Raw genomic sequence first — 15,050 nt, forward strand, 5'->3', positions numbered from 1 at the left:
CCGGCCATCTTCGGCGCTTGCAACGGTCACGGGCAAGCCCATAAAACGGGGCGTGGGCTTGATGTCCTCCCTCCTCTCCCGGTTGTCGCGCGGGCTCGGCGATCAACAAGGCCGCAAGCGCACGCTGGACGTCGCCGATCTGGTCGAACCCGGCCGGACGACGCAGGTGCGCGTGACGCGCAATCCGCGCGCGCGGCGCATTTCCTTGCGCGTCGATCCGACCGATGGCGCGGTCGCGTTGACCGTGCCGTGGCATGTGTCGATCGAGGAAGGCTTGCGCTTCGCCCGGCGCGAGGCCGAGTGGCTGCGCAAGCGCCTCGAAAGATTACCCGAATCGGCGCCCTTCGCGGCCGGCGCGGAATTCGACTTTTTGGGCAAGCGCGTGCGCGTCGAACATGAGCCGGGCGGCGGGCCGACGCGCCTCGACGGCGACACGCTACGCGTGGGCGGCGATGCGGCGTTCGTCGCGCGCCGGGTGCGCGATTTCCTGCGCGCGCAAGCGCGAACCGTGTTGCTGGCGAAATCCCGCGACGCGGCGCAGCGCATCGGCAAGACGGTGCGCGCCGTGCGCATAGCAGACCCCAGATCGCGCTGGGGTTCGGCGGCGCAGGGCGGGCGGCTTTCCTATTCCTGGCGGCTGGTGCTCGCCCCCGTCTTCGTGCTGGACTATGTCGTCGCGCACGAAGTGGCGCATCTGGCCCATATGAATCACGGGCCCCGCTTCTGGGCGACGGTCGAACAACTCTACGGCGATCATCGGGCCGCCAAGGCTTGGCTCGCCGAGCACGGAACGAAACTCCACCGGCATGGCTGAACAAGCGCGCGCGACGGCGGGCACGATCGCGTTGCTCACCTTGATCTCGATCCTCGGGCAATTGTCGATCGGCCTTTACACGCCGTCGCTGCCCTCGCTCGCCCAGGCCTTGGGCGCGGCGGCGGGCGAGATCAAGCTGACCATGACGGTGTTCCTCGCGTCATTCGCGGTCGCGCAGTTGTTCTGGGGCGCCTTCTCCGACCGCTTCGGCCGCCGGCCGATTCTGTTCGCGGGCGTGATCGTCTATCTCGCGGGCACCATCATCTGCATGACCGCCGGCTCGATCGGCATTCTGATCGCCGGGCGCTTCATCCAAGGGATCGGCGCTTGCGTAGGCGTCACGATTTCGCGCGCCGTGGTGCGCGACCGTTACGATCGCGTGCAAGGGGCGCGCACCCTCGCCTTCATCGGCATGGCGATGGCGGCGGGCCCGGCCATCGCACCCGTTCTTGGCGGACAGTTGCAGGTGTTGTTCGGCTGGCGCGCCGCCTTCGCCGCGTTGCTGCTGATCGGTGCTGGAATCGGGCTTGCCACCTATCTGCGGCTCGACGAAAGCATCCGGCAACGCGATCCCGCCGCCACCGACCCCGTCCGGTTGATGACGAATTACGGCGCCTTGCTGCGCAGCCGGATCTACATCGCCTATTCCGGGCTGACCGCGGCATTCTTCGGCGGGCTGATGGCGTTCGCGACCGGCCTGCCCTTCGTGATGATCGACGGCTTCGGGATGAGCCCCGCCTTGTTCGGCTTCATGCCGCTGTTCACGGTGGTCGGCTATTTCTCCGGTTCCACGCTCGCGGGCAAACGCACCGGGCGCGATCCGTCGCATAAGCTGGCCCGTATCGGTGCGGGTTGCGCGCTCGCCGGCGGCATGGCCTATGCGGCGGTCACGTTGCTGGGGCTGGAAGCGCCGGCCACCGTGATCGCGCCGATGATGATCTATATGTTCGGCTACGGCCTCGTCTTGCCCTCCGCCCTCGCCGCCGCGATGCAGCCTTTCGCGCAGATGGCGGGAACCGCCGCCGCCCTGCAAGGCTTCGCGCAGATGGCGATGGGCGCCAGCGTCACATTGATCGTCGCCGCTTTCGCCGACGGCAGCGCGCGGTCGATGGCGTTGGCGATCGCGGCCGCATCGATTCTGGTCGCGGTCTTCGCCTGGCTCGCCCCCGCCGAGAGCAAACACGCATGACCGCCGGGCGCTACGTCTTCGCGCTGATCGTCGGCATGGTGGCCATCGGGCCGCTGTCGACCGATCTTTATCTGCCCTCGCTGCCCGCGATCGGTAAAGCGCTGGACGCCGACGTGGCACGCGTGCAGCTCACGCTGTCCGCCTATATGTGCGCTTTCGCGGTCGTGCAGCTCGTCTACGGCCCGCTATCCGATCGTTACGGCCGTCGGCCGGTGGCGATCGCGGGCATCGCGATCTACACGGCGGCCAGCCTCGCCTGCGCGCTCGCCCCCACGATCGAAGCGTTGATCTGGGGCCGGGCGGGTCAAGCGGCCGGCGCCTGTGCGGGCGTGGTGCTCGGCCGCGCGATCGTGCGCGACGTCTATGGCCGCGACGGCGCCGCGCGCGCTTTGGCCATCGTCGGATCGATCATGGCGTTCGCACCCGCCATCGGACCGATCTTCGGCGGCTTCATCGAAGTCGCGTTCGGTTGGCGCTGGAATTTCGTGCTGCTGCTCGGCTTCGCGCTGGTGCTGCTAGCGGGGCTCGTCTTCGGTCTCGACGAGACCAACGCGCACAAGGACCCCGCCGCGACCGATCCCGGCCGCATGCTGCGCAATTTCGCGCTGCTGCTCGCCAGCCGCACATATCTCGGCTACGCGCTGGTCGTGTCGCTTTGCTATGGCGGGTTCTTTGCCTTCATTTCCGGCTCGCCCTTCGTGTTGATCGAGGTGCTGGGCCTGTCGCCGCCGGAATACGCGGGCTTCTTCCTGATTTGCGTGATCGGCTATGTCGTCGGCGCGCAATTGACCGTGCGGCTCAGCAAAAGCTGGGGCGCGGATAAATTGCTGCGGCTGGGCACCTGCCTCAACGTCGCGGGCGGGGCGGCGATGCTGCTCGTCGCTTCCGGCGGCTTCGCCACACCCGGCTTGATCGGCGCCACGCTGCTAACGGCGCCGATGGCGGTCTATATGGCCGGCATGGGCATCGTGCTGCCCAATGGCCAGGGTGCCGCACTTGGCCCCTATCCCACGATGGCGGGGGCGGCGTCGGCCCTGATGGGTTTCCTGCAAATGGCGACGGCGGCCTTCACCGGCATCGTGTTCGGCGCGTTGCATGCGGGCGGCACGACCGCCCTGCCCGCGATCGTGCTTGCTTGCGGGTCGGCCGCGTTCGTCAGCTTCGCGCTGCTCGCCAAACGCTAGTTGGTGGTGCCGTGATTGGGCGTGTAGCCCGGATCGCCGGGCAATAGCCCGCGATAGTCGCGCTGAGATTCGTCGATCATGCGTTGCGCGGGCGCGCTGGGTGATGCGGGCACGCGCAGGACCTGGCCTTGCGATTCGGGTGTTGGCGCCGACGGCGCTTGCAGCGATTGGAACAGCCGCGCGAACCAGCCCGGTTGTTCGATCGGGATATCGCCGGGCAGCGGGCGCGCGGGCAGGCCGCGATGCGCTTCGAGCATCACGCTGCGCCACAACCGGGCGGGCAACGTACCGCCAGTGATGCGGCGCATATCGTCGCGATCGTCGTTGCCGAACCACGCCCCGCCCACGTAATCGGCGGTGAAGCCGATGAACAGCGCGTCGCGATAATCCTGCGTCGTGCCCGTTTTGCCGGCGGTCGGCCGGTCCAGCGCGGCCGCACGGCCCGAGCCTTCCTTCACCACCGCCGTCAGCAATTCGGTCATCGCGGCCAAAGCCGGTTTCTCGACGACCATGCCGGGGCCCGAGCCTTGGCGGCGATACAGCACGGTGCCGCCCGCATCGCGGATTTCGGTGATCGCATGCGGGATGACGCCCTCGCCGCCATTGGCGAAAGGCGCATAGGCGGCAACCATTTCCAGCAGCGTGGTTTCCGACGTGCCCAGCGCGATCGACAGATCGCGGCGCAAGGGCGAGGCCACGCCCAAACGCTGCGCGGTGCGCAGCACGTTGTCGATGCCCGCCTGCTGGGCCACGCGGATCGCGGCCGTGTTGACCGAACGCGCGAACGCGTCGTGCACGGTCATATCGCCGAAGACGCGCCCGTCGATATTCTGCGGGCGCCAATCGCGGATCTGAAGCGGCGCACCCGACACGATATCGGTCGTCTTCAACCCATGTTCGATGCCCGCGAGATAGACGAAGGTTTTGAACGACGAGCCGGGCTGGCGGCGCGCTTCGGTCGCGCGATTGAAGGGGCTGGTCGCGTAATCGCGCCCGCCGACCAGCGCCTGCACCGCACCGTCGGGCTTCATCAACACGAAGGCGCCCTGTTCGACCTCCGCGCGCGGGCCTTCGCGGTTGAGGATATCGGCGAGCGCCGTTTCGGCCGCGCGCTGCAAGCGCTGATCGATCGTGGTGACGATCGTCAAATCCCGATCGGCGAAGCCGACGAAGCCTTGCACCTGATCGAGCAGCCAATCGGTGAAATAGCGATTGCCGCGCTGGGCTTGGGTGAAGCTGGGGCTCGACACCGGCATCGTGCCCGCCGTCTGGCGCTGGGTAGATGTCAAGAATCCCGCCTCGACCATATTGTCGAGCACGTCGGAGGCGCGCGCCTTGGCGCGCGGCAGGCTGGCGGTGGGTGCCAAGCGTGACGGCGCTTTCAGAAGCCCCGCGATGATCGCGGCTTCGTGGACATTCACCTCGCGCGCCGATTTGCCGAAATAGCGCCGCGCGGCGGCTTCCACACCATAGGTGCCCGCCCCCAGATAGACGCGGTTCAAATAGAGCGTGAGGATCTGTTCCTTGGTAAATTTGCGCTCCAGCCAGAAGGCGAGCAGCAATTCACGGATCTTGCGCTCGGCCGAACGGTCGTTGTCGAGAAACACGTTCTTGGCGAGCTGCTGGGTGATCGTCGAGCCGCCTTGCACGACGCGACCCGCCTGAAGATTGGCGACGAAAGCGCGCGCGATGCCGCGCGGATCGACGCCGAAATGCTCGTAGAAGCGCCGATCCTCGGTCGCCAACACGGCCATCGGCAGATAGGCCGGCATCTCGTCCAGGCGCACGAGACCGCCATAGAGATCGCCATAGGTCGCGACCGTGTCGCCGCCCGCATCGACGAAAGTCATCGCCGGGCGGCGGTCGAAACGCTCGATCCGATCGATCGGCGGCAGGGTCAGCGCGAAATAGGCGAGCGCCCCGGCCCCTGCGATACCGCCCCAAATGCCAACGACGAGACCCCATTTGAGGGCGAATTTCGCGATCTTGCCAAAGCGGCCGCCGCCGCCGCCGCGCCTCTTGGCGGATTTGTCGGCTTTGGCGCGCTTGGGCTTGGGGCTCCGCCTTGGCGGTCGCGATTCCGGGTCGGCGCGCAAGGAATCCCCGCGTTCGGCCGTATCGGCGGCGGACCGTTCGAAGCTCGGCTCGCGCCGGGAGATTCTGCGACTCGACATAGGCGGATTCTACCGCCGAATCCGCCGGATTTATGGCGAAGCCGCGCCGAAGCTTAGGCCAGGGCGGCCAGACCCTTGGCCATCGCCGGGCGGGCGAAAACCCGCGCGATATAGGCCTGGAGATGGGCGAGGTCCGCCACGCCGGGTATGTCCTTCGCCCGGCGCGCGGCCGGGGCAAGGGCGAGATCGGCGATGGTGAATTCGTCGCCCGCGATGAACGGGCGGCCATCGGCGAGCGCCTTGTCGGCCTGGCCCAGCGCCGTCGCGACGCGCGCGGCGAGCCATTCGCCCACGGGGGCCGGCTTGTCGGCGAGCTTCGACATCGAGAAGCCGATATAGGCGCCGACGGCACCCGACACATCGGACGCCGCATAGGCGACCAAGCGCAGCACATCCGCCTTCTTGGCGGCGGGCAGCAGCTTGCCGGTCTTGTCGGCGAGATAGAGCAGGATCGCGCAAGACTGCGCGAGCTTCACGCCGGCCGCGTCATCGACCATGGCGGGCACTTGGCCCGCCGGGTTGATCGCCAGGAATTCCGCCGTCTTTTGCTCGCCCTTCGACAGGTCGAGCTTATGCAGCGTGTAGGGCAAACCGAATTCCTCCAACGCGCAGCTGGCGCGCTGCGCGTTGGAGGTGTTCGCGGCGTAAAGATGCAGCGCCATTAGAGACGACGGCCGGAAGCGGCGTCGAACACATGGAACATGCCGGGCTTGGGCGTGAGCTTGATGTGCTCGCCCGGACGGAAGGCATGACGCTCGCTGAACACGGCGGTCGTGTCCTGACCGTCGATTTCGAACAGCACCAGCGTTTCCGCACCCGTCGGCTCGATCACCTTGACCGTCGCCGGCAAGCCTTCACCGCCGGTGGCGAGCGTGAGGTGTTCGGGCCGGATGCCGACCTTGAGATCGGAGCCCGCACCCTTGGGGGCCTGAACCTTCAAGCCGCCGGGCAGTTCGACCGCGCCGCCATTGGCCTTGGCCTTCAGGAAGTTCATCGCCGGCGAGCCGATGAAGCCCGCGACGAACAGGTTCGCCGGGCTGTCGTACAGCTCGAGCGGCGTGCCGATCTGCTCGACGATGCCGTCATGCATGACGACGATGCGGTCGGCCATCGTCATCGCTTCGATCTGGTCGTGCGTGACGTAGACGGTCGTGGTCTTCAGGCGCTGGTGCAGCGCCTTGATTTCCGTGCGCATCGCGACGCGCAGCTTGGCGTCGAGGTTCGACAACGGTTCGTCGAACAGGAACACCTGCGGGTCGCGCACGATCGCGCGGCCCATGGCGACGCGCTGGCGCTGACCGCCCGACAACTGCTTCGGGTAACGGTCGAGATACTTCTCGAGGTTCAGAATCTCGGACGCGCGCTTCACGCGCTTGTCGATCTCGGCCTTGTCGGCTTTGCGCAGCGTCAGCGAGAACGCCATGTTGTCGCGCACGGTCATGTGCGGATACAGCGCATAGTTCTGGAACACCATCGCGACGTCGCGTTCCTTCGGCGGCAGGTGGTTCACCACCCGGTTTCCGATCGAGATTTCGCCGCCGGAGATTTCCTCCAGACCCGCGATCATACGCAGCAGGGTCGACTTGCCGCAGCCCGAGGGACCGACCAGAACAACGAATTCGCCGTCCGCGATTTCGACGTCCACGCCGTGAATGACGGCCGTGTTGCCATAAGCCTTGCGAACGTCACGTACAGATACGCCAGCCATAGGTGTTTCCCCCGTTGGAATTATGGGGGGCAGATTAATGCGATACACCCGCCTTGGGCAACCTGAAGATTGCGCCGGAGTACCGTTCCGCGATGCAATAAAACCGACGGCGGCGATGTGATTACAAAAGCAGGCGGTTTCAAGTCATGGAACCGGCCGCGACGTGAAGTTCAAAAATTGGGCAAAAGAACCGGGCCCAAAAGAAAAAGCGCGGGAACGGCGATGCGTCCCCGCGCTTTTATTCCGGCCCGAAAGCCGGGCAAGAAAGCTTAGACGGCTTCCTTGAGATCCTTGGCGGCGCGGAAAGCGACCTTCTTCGACGCCTTGATCTTGATCTGCTCGCCCGTGGCCGGGTTACGGCCGAGGCGCGCCGGACGCTTGCGAACCTGGAAAATGCCCAGGCCCGGAACGCGGATCTTGGCACCCTTCTTCAGGCTCTTCGTCAGCGCGGCGACGAAGCCGTCGAGGATCTCGACCGACTGCTTCTTGGGGATCTCATGCTTCTCAGCGAGCTCATACGCGATCGCCTTGAGCGTAACGACTTCCTGCTTCTCGGCCATTGAGGTAGGCCTCCTCTAACGGGTTTCTTCCTTTTCGACGCCCCCGAGCGGACTTCGAACGCGCTATCGCGCCGTTCATCGAACCTTCGAGTTGCGCCGCCCCCATCCCCTCGCACCCGCATCAAAGCCCGGATTTACGGGCGATTCGAAGCGAATCGGAGAGGGTGGCTGCGAATCGGTATGCCCCTTCGACCGATTCGGGGCAAGCACAAAAAAATGAGAAATGCCGATGGAATCGGTATTTCTTGCGCTTCCGATCCGAAAAACACCGGAAATCCGGGTTTTTACGACGGTCGGCGCCGAACGATTCAATGTCGCGGCACGACGCCGCGCACGCGCGAAGCCAGTATTTCCGCGGCTTGAGATGCGGAAGTCGCGGCCGTATCGACGCGAATATCCGCGTCGTCCCACCGGCGATAGTCGCGCGCGACGACGGCCGACCATTCGACTTTCGGCACGCCGGGCAGATCGTTCATCCGGCCTTCCAAACGTTCGCGATGAAGGCCCGCATCGGCGCAGACGATCTCCACGCCCAGAAATTCGGCATGCGCGCGACGCGCCGCTTGGCGGAAACCCTCGCGCGTCAACGGCCACGGATTGACGCAATCGACAATCGCGTCCCGCCCGGTTTCCAGATTGGAAACGGCGAGTGCGGCCGCGATGTCGTAGCCTTCGGGCCCGATCGCGCGGCCGGGATCGAGGCTGCGCAACGCGCCTTCGATCGCATCGACGCGCAAATAGACCGCACCGATCGCGCGCGCCAGCAATTTGGCGATCGTCGATTTTCCGGTTCCCGGCAGGCCGGCAAAAGCGATCAGAACCGCCATTTCAGCTTGTCGGCCGCGCGCAGCGTTCCCACACTTCGTCGCTCGCAGCACCTTCGGGCCGGAACAACATGGTGCGGTCGTTGACCAAGCGCATCGCGACGCGCTTGCCCGCTTCGCGTTCGCCCGCCGGCGCCAAATACGAAAAATCGTGACGGCGGTAATCGCCGTCGATCGCTTTGCCGGCCGGCGTCACGATCTTGGGCCCGGCGATATTGAGATGACGGCGCGACGTGGTCGAACACCAATCCCCATCGATCGCATCGGCGAAGGCCGATCCGGCGAACGCGACACAAGCGATGCACGCAACGAAGGCACCAACCGGAATTCGCATGGCTCCCTCCCCTTATGAGCGTCGAAACGCCGCTTATTCTTACCTGCGCGGCGGCAGGTCGCCCATCACGAAGCGGATTTCCAGCATGCGCGCTTGTGTAACAGGCGGCGCGCCCGGCTGGCGGGCGAAGGGCTGGGCCGCGCGCGCGGCGACGACGAAGGATTCGAGCAACGAGCGCGCGTCGCGCGCTTCGGGATTGCGCGCGGATGCCGCGACGATCGCGTCGTAGTCGCCGATGATCCGCCGGTAGTCGAGCGGTGCGCGCGCGTTCATCTCGTCGCGCAACATGCCGTCGGGTTCGATGATGAAAAAGAAGGAAATCTGAATCTTCGCGAAGCGCGGATTGCTGTAATCGAGCATCCAGTTGCGCAGGATCTGCGCGAGCAGGAAATCCGTTTCCGCCTGGGTGACTTTTTCGGACGGCACGCCGCCGCCGACGGTCGGGCGCGCTTCGTCCTGCACTTGCGCCGGGCGCTGGGCGGGCGGGGCGGCCGGGGCCGCGCGGCGCGGCACCGGGGCGGGCGGCGGCGGGGCAAGCCCGTCGGGCGAGGTCGGCACGGGCGGCGCCTCGGCAGCGGCGGCGGGCGGCTCCGGCGCAACCGCCTCGCGATTGGCGGGCGATGGCGACGGGGCGGGTGTCGCGCGCCGGTCGATCGGCGGCACGGTTTCAGGCCGCGCATTGGGCGTGGGCGAGCTCGACCGTTCGGCCGGTGTGGCGGTTTCAAGCTGCGGCGGCAAAGGCGGCGGCGGCGGTGGTGCGACTTGCGGTGCGGGCGGCGGTTGCGGCACGCGCGGCGCCTCGCGCGCCGGCGGCGGTGCGGGCGGCGGCGGTGCGGGCGGCGGCGGCGGTTCGATAAATTCCATCGGGATCGCGACGATCTCGGGCTCGGCCGGCGGCAAATCGCGCCGTTCGGCGCCGACCCATAGAAACAGCAGCAGCAAATGCAGCAGGATCGACGCGATCAACGCCAATAGCAGCGGCTTGCCGCCGCCGGGCAACGGCGCGGTCGAAAGCCTGGAATCGGCGTCGATAACGGCGACGGCCATGCTGGTGCCTTACAACCAGCCCGTCTTCTTGAAGCGCCGATAGAGCAGCCCGCACGCCAATGCGATCGTGACGAGAGCGGCCGGATAGCCGTAATCCCAGTCGAGCTCCGGCATGTTTTTGAAGTTCATGCCCCAGATGCCGGCGAAGGCGGTGGCGACGGCGAAGATACCGGCCCAAGCCGCGAGGCGCTTGTTGACCTCGCTTTCTTCGATCGTGACCATCGACAGGTTCACCTGCATCGCAGTCGTCGCGGTGTCGCGCAAATCGTCGATCGACGCGTTGATGCGCAGCAGATGGTCGTAGACGTCGCGGAAATATTCCTGGCTATGCGTGCACACGGCGGGCACGCGCCCGCCATAGAGCTTGCTGACCCCTTCGATCAACGGCACCACCGCGTGGCGCAGGCACATGACCTTGCGCTTCAATTCGTAAAGCCGTTCGATATTCGCGCGCTGGCCGCCCTTTTCGAAGATCCGGTCTTCGATCGCCTCAAGCTCGGTCTCCAGCGCATCGACGACCGGGAAATAGCGATCGACCGCGGCGTCCATCAGCGCGTAGAGCACGAAGGAAGCGCCCTGCTTCAACAGATGCGGCTCGCGCTCGCAACGGTCGCGCACGCCCAGGAAGGTCTGCTTGGCGCGGCTGCGCACCGACAACACGTAGTTCGGGCCGACGAACACCGCGACCTCGCCGACCGATAATTCGCCACCCTCGATATCCACGAGCTGAATGATCGCGAACAGCGAGTCGCCATATTCCTCGATCTTCGGGCGCTGATGGCCGCGCAGCGCGTCTTCGACCGCCAATTCGTGCAGGCCGAATTCGCGGCGCATCGCCTCCATCTCCGCCTGGTCGGGATCGCGCATGGCGACCCAAACGAAGGTCCCGGGCGTGTGCAGGACTTCGCTGATCCGTTCGACGGGAATGTCGGAGAGCTTCTTGCCCTCCTGATAGGCGACGCAATTCAGCAGCATGGGGGCGCCCCGGGGTGAACGGGCGCACCCTAGCAGGACGCCCGCGAACTGGCACGTCTCAGAACACCGACCAGCCGGTCCGCGCGGCGAGTTTTTCCAGCGCCAGCCCGCCCAGCAACGATGTGCCCGCCGTCCCCAGCCCCGGCGACCAGACCGCGATTGCCGCCCGTTTGGGCGCCACGGCCAGAATGCCACCGCCCACGCCGCTTTTGCCCGGCAGGCCGACGCGGAAGGCGAAATCGCCCGACGCGTCGTAATGGCCGCAGGTCATCATGACCGCGCAAATACGCCGCGCACCCGCCGCGTCGATCACCCGGCGCTTGGCCAACGGATCGACGCCTTCATTGGCGAGGTAGAGCCCCGCGCGCGCCAAGGCAAGGCAGCTCGCCGCGATGGCGCATTGGCCGAAATAGACGGCCAGCACGTCGTCGATCGGATTATGGATATTGCCGAAGGCGCGAATGAAATTCGCAAGGCTGGCGTTGCGGAACCCCGTCGCCGCTTCCGAAGCCGCGACTTCCGCGTCGCGCGTGACGGGTTCGCCGCCTGCACGTTCACGCATGAACGCCAGAATATCGGCGGCCGTCTCGTCCCGCCCGCGCCCGTCGAGCAGCGTGTCAGTCACGACCAGCGCCCCCGCGTTGATCAGCGGATTGCGCGGAATGCCGCGCTCGGCCTCCAGCTGCACGATCGAATTGAACGGCGAGCCCGACGGCTCGCGCCCGACCCGCGTCCAAAGCTCCGCACCCGACCGGCCCAGCGCCATCGTCAGCGTGAAGACCTTCGAGATACTCTGGATCGAGAACGGCGTTTTCGCGTCGCCCGCGATCGCCGCCTTGCCATCGAGATCGACGACCGCGAGGCCGAATTTCTTGGCGTCGACCCGCGCCAAAGCCGGGATGTAATCCGCGACCTTGCCTTCGCCGCGCCGCGGGGCCAGTTCGGCGTGGATCTCGTCGACGATGTTTTGCAGATCGGTCATGCCGACTGGAAGACTATCGTCCGGATTCAAGAAACGCGAGAACGCCCTTGGCCGCCGCGTGACCGGTGGCGAAACAGGCTTGCAGCAAATACCCGCCGGTCGGCGCTTCCCAATCGAGCATTTCGCCCGCGACGAACACGCCCGGCAGATCGCGCAGCATGTAGTGCGCGTCGATCCCGCCGAAAGCCACACCGCCGGCGGAGGAAATCGCGCGGTCGATCGGCGCCATCGCGACCAGCGTGATCGGCACCGATTTGATCGCCGCCGCCACGCCCGAAGCGTCGAGCTTGGCGACGTTGCGGTCTTCCTGCAGCAGCGCCAAGGCGGCGGGCGGCAGCGCCACGGCGCGGCGCACCCAGGTGGCGAAGGATTTTGTCCCGCGCGGCTTGTCGAGCTTGGCGTGCAGTTCGGCAAAGCTCATATCGGGTACGAGATCGATCCGCGCGGTCGCGTAGCCGTCGCGCAAAATCGCGTCGCGCAACGGCCCCGACAGCGCGTAGATCGCCCCGCCTTCGATGCCTTCGCGCGTCAGCATCGCTTCGCCGCGCGCGCGCTTATCGCCGAACGCGATCGCGATGCGTTTGAGCGGCGTGCCCGCGTGGTTCGCGGCCAGATGCGCCGACCATGTTGCGACGAAACCGCAATTCGACGGCTGCAATTTCGCGACATTCACGCCGCGCGCGGCGAGTGTATCGACCCATGCGCCATCCGAGCCGAGCTTGGGCCAGCTGGCCCCGCCCAGCGCCAGGATCGTCGCGTCGGCTTTGAACGTGACGTCGCCGTCCGGCGTTTCGAAACGCAACGCGCCATCGTCGGTCCAGCCGATCCAGCGATGCCGCGCGCGCAGTTCCACGCCCAGCCGCGAAAGTTCGCGCAGCCACGCGCGCGCCAAAGGCGAGGCCTTCATCGCTTTGGGAAATACGCGGTTGGACGAGCCGACGAAGGTTTCGGCCCCCAACCCATCGGCCCATTCGCGCAATTTCGCAGGCGGAAAGTCGCGGATCGCCGCTTCCAAGTTCGGCGCGGCGCCCGCATAGCGCGCAAGGAACGGATCGAGCGCTTCGCCATGCGTCAGATTCAAACCGCCGCGCCCGGCGAGCAGGAATTTGCGCAACGGCGCGGCCATAAGGTCGAACACGACCGGGGCCAGCCCCGCTTGTGCCAGGACTTGCGCGGCGAACAACCCGGCGGGGCCCGCCCCGATAATGGCAACCTTGCGCGTCACGCCGCCTGCTTGGCGACCAGCGCCGAGACCACGCGCCGGACGGCTTCGTTCTGGTTGAGGCTGATGCCCACACCATCCGCATTGCGGCGCACGACGCGCCCGATCAGCGCTTCGGCGAAACCCACCGGCGTCACCCGCAATTGGGTGCCGATCGGCGCATCCAGCGCGCCGTCGACCAACGCACCGGCGCTGGAGACGTTGAGCAGCTTGGCGTCATTCGTGCGGCCGGCATATTCGATGCGGCACGCGACGTTGCAATCGTGACGCTCGAACATGCGCCGTTCGCCCGCGTTGCGCATCGAGTCGAGGAATTCTTCGACCTCGCTACGCAGCTCGCTGGCCTGTTTCGACAGATCGCTTGCCGCATTCAGCACTTCGCCGGCGGCCGAGCCGGTTTCGGCGGCGGCTTGCGAGACGTGATCGATCGACGCGGTGACCGAGCGGGTCGAATCGCTGGCGTGCTGGACGTTGCGCACGATGTCTTGCGTCGTCGCGCCCTGCTCCTCGACGGCGGCGGCGATGGCGGACGAGATCTGGCTGACCTGCCCGATGATCTTGGACACGTTGGCGAGCGACGAGCTCGCCTCGCCCGTGGCGCTTTGCACGGCCTTGATCTTCGCCGCGATTTCCTCGGTCGCCTTGGATGTCTGGTTGGCGAGGTTCTTGACCTCCGACGCGACGACCGCGAAGCCCTTGCCCGCTTCGCCCGCGCGCGCGGCTTCGATCGTGGCGTTGAGCGCCAGCAGATTCGTCTGGCCCGCGATGTCGTTGATGAGCTTCACCACGTCGCCGATCTGGGCGGCCGCATCGACCAGCCCCGCAACGATACGGTCGGTCTTTTCGGTCTCACCCACGGCGTCGGCGGCGATCTTGGTCGCGTCTTCGACCTGGCGGCCGATTTCGCGCACGGTCGCCAGCATTTCCTCGGTCGCGCCCGCGACGGTCGCGAGATTTTCCGACGACGCGGTCGCCGCGCGCGACACGGTTTCGGCTTGGCTGCGCGTCGTGTCGGCGGTGTCGGTCATCGTCTTGGACGTCGCCTGCATTTCGTCGGCCGCGGCCGACAAGGTTTGCAGCACGCTCGACACGGCGGTGTTGAAATCCGCCGTCAATTGCTCGACCGCGGCTTGGCGGCGCGCTTTGGCTTCGCGTTCGGCTTCCGCCGCCTGTTCGAGCTTGCGCTGCGCGCGGCCCTTCTCGACGAACACGGCCAAAGCGCGCGCCAATTCGCCGATCTCGTCCGGACGATCGGTGTCCGGCACGGTCACGTCGAGCTTGCCGTCGGCGACTTCGCCGATCAGCGCGACTTTGGCGTTCAACGGGCGCGCGATCGAGCGCGACAGCACGAAGCCGATCGCGAAAATGACGCCGCCCGCGACGATCAGGATGGCGCCCAGGATCATCGCCTTGCGGATCAGTTCGGCCTGAATGTCGTCGACATAGACGCCCGAGCCGACGATCCAGCCCCAGGGCTGGAAGCCGCGCACGAAGGAGATCTTCTCGACCGGCTTCTCGAAGCCGGGCTTGGGCCACAGATACGGCACGAACCCCGCCCCCGCTTCGCGCACCTTGGTCGCGAATTCGCGGAACAGGAACTTGCCGGTCGGGTCCTTAACCTCGGCCACGCTCTTGCCGTCGAGATCGGGGCGGAAGGGATGCATGATGACGTTTGGCGCGCCATCCTGCACCCAGACATAGTCGTTGTCGCCGTAGCGCAACGCCTTCAGCGCGGCCAGCGCGCCCGCCTTCGCGGCGTCGACGGCCAAGCGGCCTTCCTTCGCGTCCGTCTCGAATTTCGCGACGATCGACACCGCCGCGTCGACGATCGCCTGGCTGCGGCGGCCCGCGTCGTCGCGCATCTGGCTGTTGAACACCGTCAGCGCCGTGCCCGCGACGATCGCCATGCCGATCAAAGCGAGTGCGGGGATGACGGCGAGTTTGGTCGAGATGCGCATTCGAGAGGAACTCCGATTGTATTTTCGAGATCGGCGAATGTGATGCCGTTACATGAGCCCAATCTGAAATGCTACGTCG

14 protein-coding genes are annotated in these 15,050 nt (G+C 66.4%); 3 read left to right on the forward strand and 11 right to left on the reverse strand.

Translation table 11 applies throughout. From position 1 onward, the window contains the following. Positions 1–61 precede the first annotated feature (61 nt). The 3 genes from J0H39_00995 to J0H39_01005 are packed head-to-tail and all read left to right on the forward strand — an operon-like array spanning position 62 to position 3,187. Positions 62–814: a M48 family metallopeptidase gene (locus J0H39_00995; GenBank protein ID MBN9495302.1), complete on the forward strand. Its 753-nt coding sequence runs from the start codon at positions 62–64 to the stop codon at positions 812–814. Beyond that, positions 807–2,003, forward strand: a complete 1,197-nt coding sequence (locus J0H39_01000; protein MBN9495303.1) for a multidrug effflux MFS transporter — start codon at positions 807–809, stop codon at positions 2,001–2,003. The genes J0H39_00995 and J0H39_01000 overlap by 8 nt, the downstream gene beginning before the upstream one ends. Continuing rightward, a complete protein-coding gene (locus tag J0H39_01005; protein MBN9495304.1) occupies positions 2,000–3,187 on the forward strand; it encodes a multidrug effflux MFS transporter in 1,188 nt (395 codons plus the stop codon). Before J0H39_01000 ends, J0H39_01005 begins: the two co-directional genes overlap by 4 nt. Here J0H39_01005 and J0H39_01010 read toward each other — a convergent pair. From J0H39_01010 to J0H39_01060, 11 genes are all read right to left on the reverse strand, one after another. Next, the gene (locus J0H39_01010) at positions 3,184–5,361 is read right to left on the reverse strand and encodes a PBP1A family penicillin-binding protein (GenBank protein ID MBN9495305.1); all 2,178 of its coding nucleotides are present in this window, start codon (positions 5,359–5,361) and stop codon (positions 3,184–3,186) included. The genes J0H39_01005 and J0H39_01010 overlap by 4 nt on opposite strands. Before the next feature lie 53 nt (positions 5,362–5,414). After that, the gene (locus J0H39_01015; GenBank protein MBN9495306.1) at positions 5,415–6,023 is read right to left on the reverse strand and encodes a glutathione S-transferase family protein; all 609 of its coding nucleotides are present in this window, start codon (positions 6,021–6,023) and stop codon (positions 5,415–5,417) included. Next, a complete protein-coding gene (gene ugpC / locus J0H39_01020; protein ID MBN9495307.1) occupies positions 6,023–7,069 on the reverse strand; it encodes a sn-glycerol-3-phosphate ABC transporter ATP-binding protein UgpC in 1,047 nt (348 codons plus the stop codon). The genes J0H39_01015 and ugpC overlap by 1 nt, the downstream gene beginning before the upstream one ends. Positions 7,070–7,338: 269 nt before the next feature. Continuing rightward, positions 7,339–7,629 carry an HU family DNA-binding protein gene (locus J0H39_01025; GenBank protein MBN9495308.1) on the reverse strand — a complete coding sequence of 97 codons (291 nt, stop codon included), beginning with the start codon at positions 7,627–7,629 and terminating at the stop codon, positions 7,339–7,341. Between the two features lie 308 nt (positions 7,630–7,937). Beyond that, positions 7,938–8,456 (reverse strand): ATP-binding protein, encoded by a 519-nt coding sequence (locus tag J0H39_01030; protein MBN9495309.1) that lies wholly within the window; start codon positions 8,454–8,456, stop codon positions 7,938–7,940. A 1-nt stretch (position 8,457) separates the two neighbouring features. Then, positions 8,458–8,787 carry a hypothetical protein gene (locus J0H39_01035; GenBank protein MBN9495310.1) on the reverse strand — a complete coding sequence of 110 codons (330 nt, stop codon included), beginning with the start codon at positions 8,785–8,787 and terminating at the stop codon, positions 8,458–8,460. Between the two features lie 39 nt (positions 8,788–8,826). After that, a complete protein-coding gene (locus J0H39_01040) occupies positions 8,827–9,834 on the reverse strand; it encodes a hypothetical protein (protein ID MBN9495311.1) in 1,008 nt (335 codons plus the stop codon). 9 nt (positions 9,835–9,843) lie between these two features. After that, complete coding sequence (corA, locus tag J0H39_01045; GenBank protein MBN9495312.1) at positions 9,844–10,809, reverse strand: magnesium/cobalt transporter CorA; 966 nt, start codon at positions 10,807–10,809, stop codon at positions 9,844–9,846. A 58-nt stretch (positions 10,810–10,867) separates the two neighbouring features. Further along, the gene (locus tag J0H39_01050) at positions 10,868–11,791 is read right to left on the reverse strand and encodes a glutaminase (GenBank protein ID MBN9495313.1); all 924 of its coding nucleotides are present in this window, start codon (positions 11,789–11,791) and stop codon (positions 10,868–10,870) included. A 13-nt stretch (positions 11,792–11,804) separates the two neighbouring features. Then, a complete protein-coding gene (locus J0H39_01055; protein ID MBN9495314.1) occupies positions 11,805–13,016 on the reverse strand; it encodes a TIGR03862 family flavoprotein in 1,212 nt (403 codons plus the stop codon). Next, a complete protein-coding gene (locus J0H39_01060; protein MBN9495315.1) occupies positions 13,013–14,971 on the reverse strand; it encodes a cache domain-containing protein in 1,959 nt (652 codons plus the stop codon). Before J0H39_01060 ends, J0H39_01055 begins: the two co-directional genes overlap by 4 nt. Positions 14,972–15,050 lie beyond the last annotated feature (79 nt).

Source organism: Alphaproteobacteria bacterium (assembly GCA_017308135.1).
In the GTDB taxonomy this organism is placed as follows: domain Bacteria; phylum Pseudomonadota; class Alphaproteobacteria; order CACIAM-22H2; family CACIAM-22H2; genus Tagaea.

Bases quoted from the DNA above. Each gene is read 5' to 3' on its own strand.
- J0H39_00995 (MBN9495302.1), top strand. From the start codon at position 62: ATGTCCTCCCTCCTCTCCCGGTTGTCGCGCGGGCTCGGCGATCAACAA.
- J0H39_01000 (MBN9495303.1), top strand. From the start codon at position 807: ATGGCTGAACAAGCGCGCGCGACGGCGGGCACGATCGCGTTGCTCACC.
- J0H39_01005 (MBN9495304.1), top strand. From the start codon at position 2,000: ATGACCGCCGGGCGCTACGTCTTCGCGCTGATCGTCGGCATGGTGGCC.
- J0H39_01010 (MBN9495305.1), bottom strand. From the start codon at position 5,361: ATGTCGAGTCGCAGAATCTCCCGGCGCGAGCCGAGCTTCGAACGGTCC.
- J0H39_01015 (MBN9495306.1), bottom strand. From the start codon at position 6,023: ATGGCGCTGCATCTTTACGCCGCGAACACCTCCAACGCGCAGCGCGCC.
- ugpC (MBN9495307.1), bottom strand. From the start codon at position 7,069: ATGGCTGGCGTATCTGTACGTGACGTTCGCAAGGCTTATGGCAACACG.
- J0H39_01025 (MBN9495308.1), bottom strand. From the start codon at position 7,629: ATGGCCGAGAAGCAGGAAGTCGTTACGCTCAAGGCGATCGCGTATGAG.
- J0H39_01030 (MBN9495309.1), bottom strand. From the start codon at position 8,456: ATGGCGGTTCTGATCGCTTTTGCCGGCCTGCCGGGAACCGGAAAATCG.
- J0H39_01035 (MBN9495310.1), bottom strand. From the start codon at position 8,787: ATGCGAATTCCGGTTGGTGCCTTCGTTGCGTGCATCGCTTGTGTCGCG.
- J0H39_01040 (MBN9495311.1), bottom strand. From the start codon at position 9,834: ATGGCCGTCGCCGTTATCGACGCCGATTCCAGGCTTTCGACCGCGCCG.
- corA (MBN9495312.1), bottom strand. From the start codon at position 10,809: ATGCTGCTGAATTGCGTCGCCTATCAGGAGGGCAAGAAGCTCTCCGAC.
- J0H39_01050 (MBN9495313.1), bottom strand. From the start codon at position 11,791: ATGACCGATCTGCAAAACATCGTCGACGAGATCCACGCCGAACTGGCC.
- J0H39_01060 (MBN9495315.1), bottom strand. From the start codon at position 14,971: ATGCGCATCTCGACCAAACTCGCCGTCATCCCCGCACTCGCTTTGATC.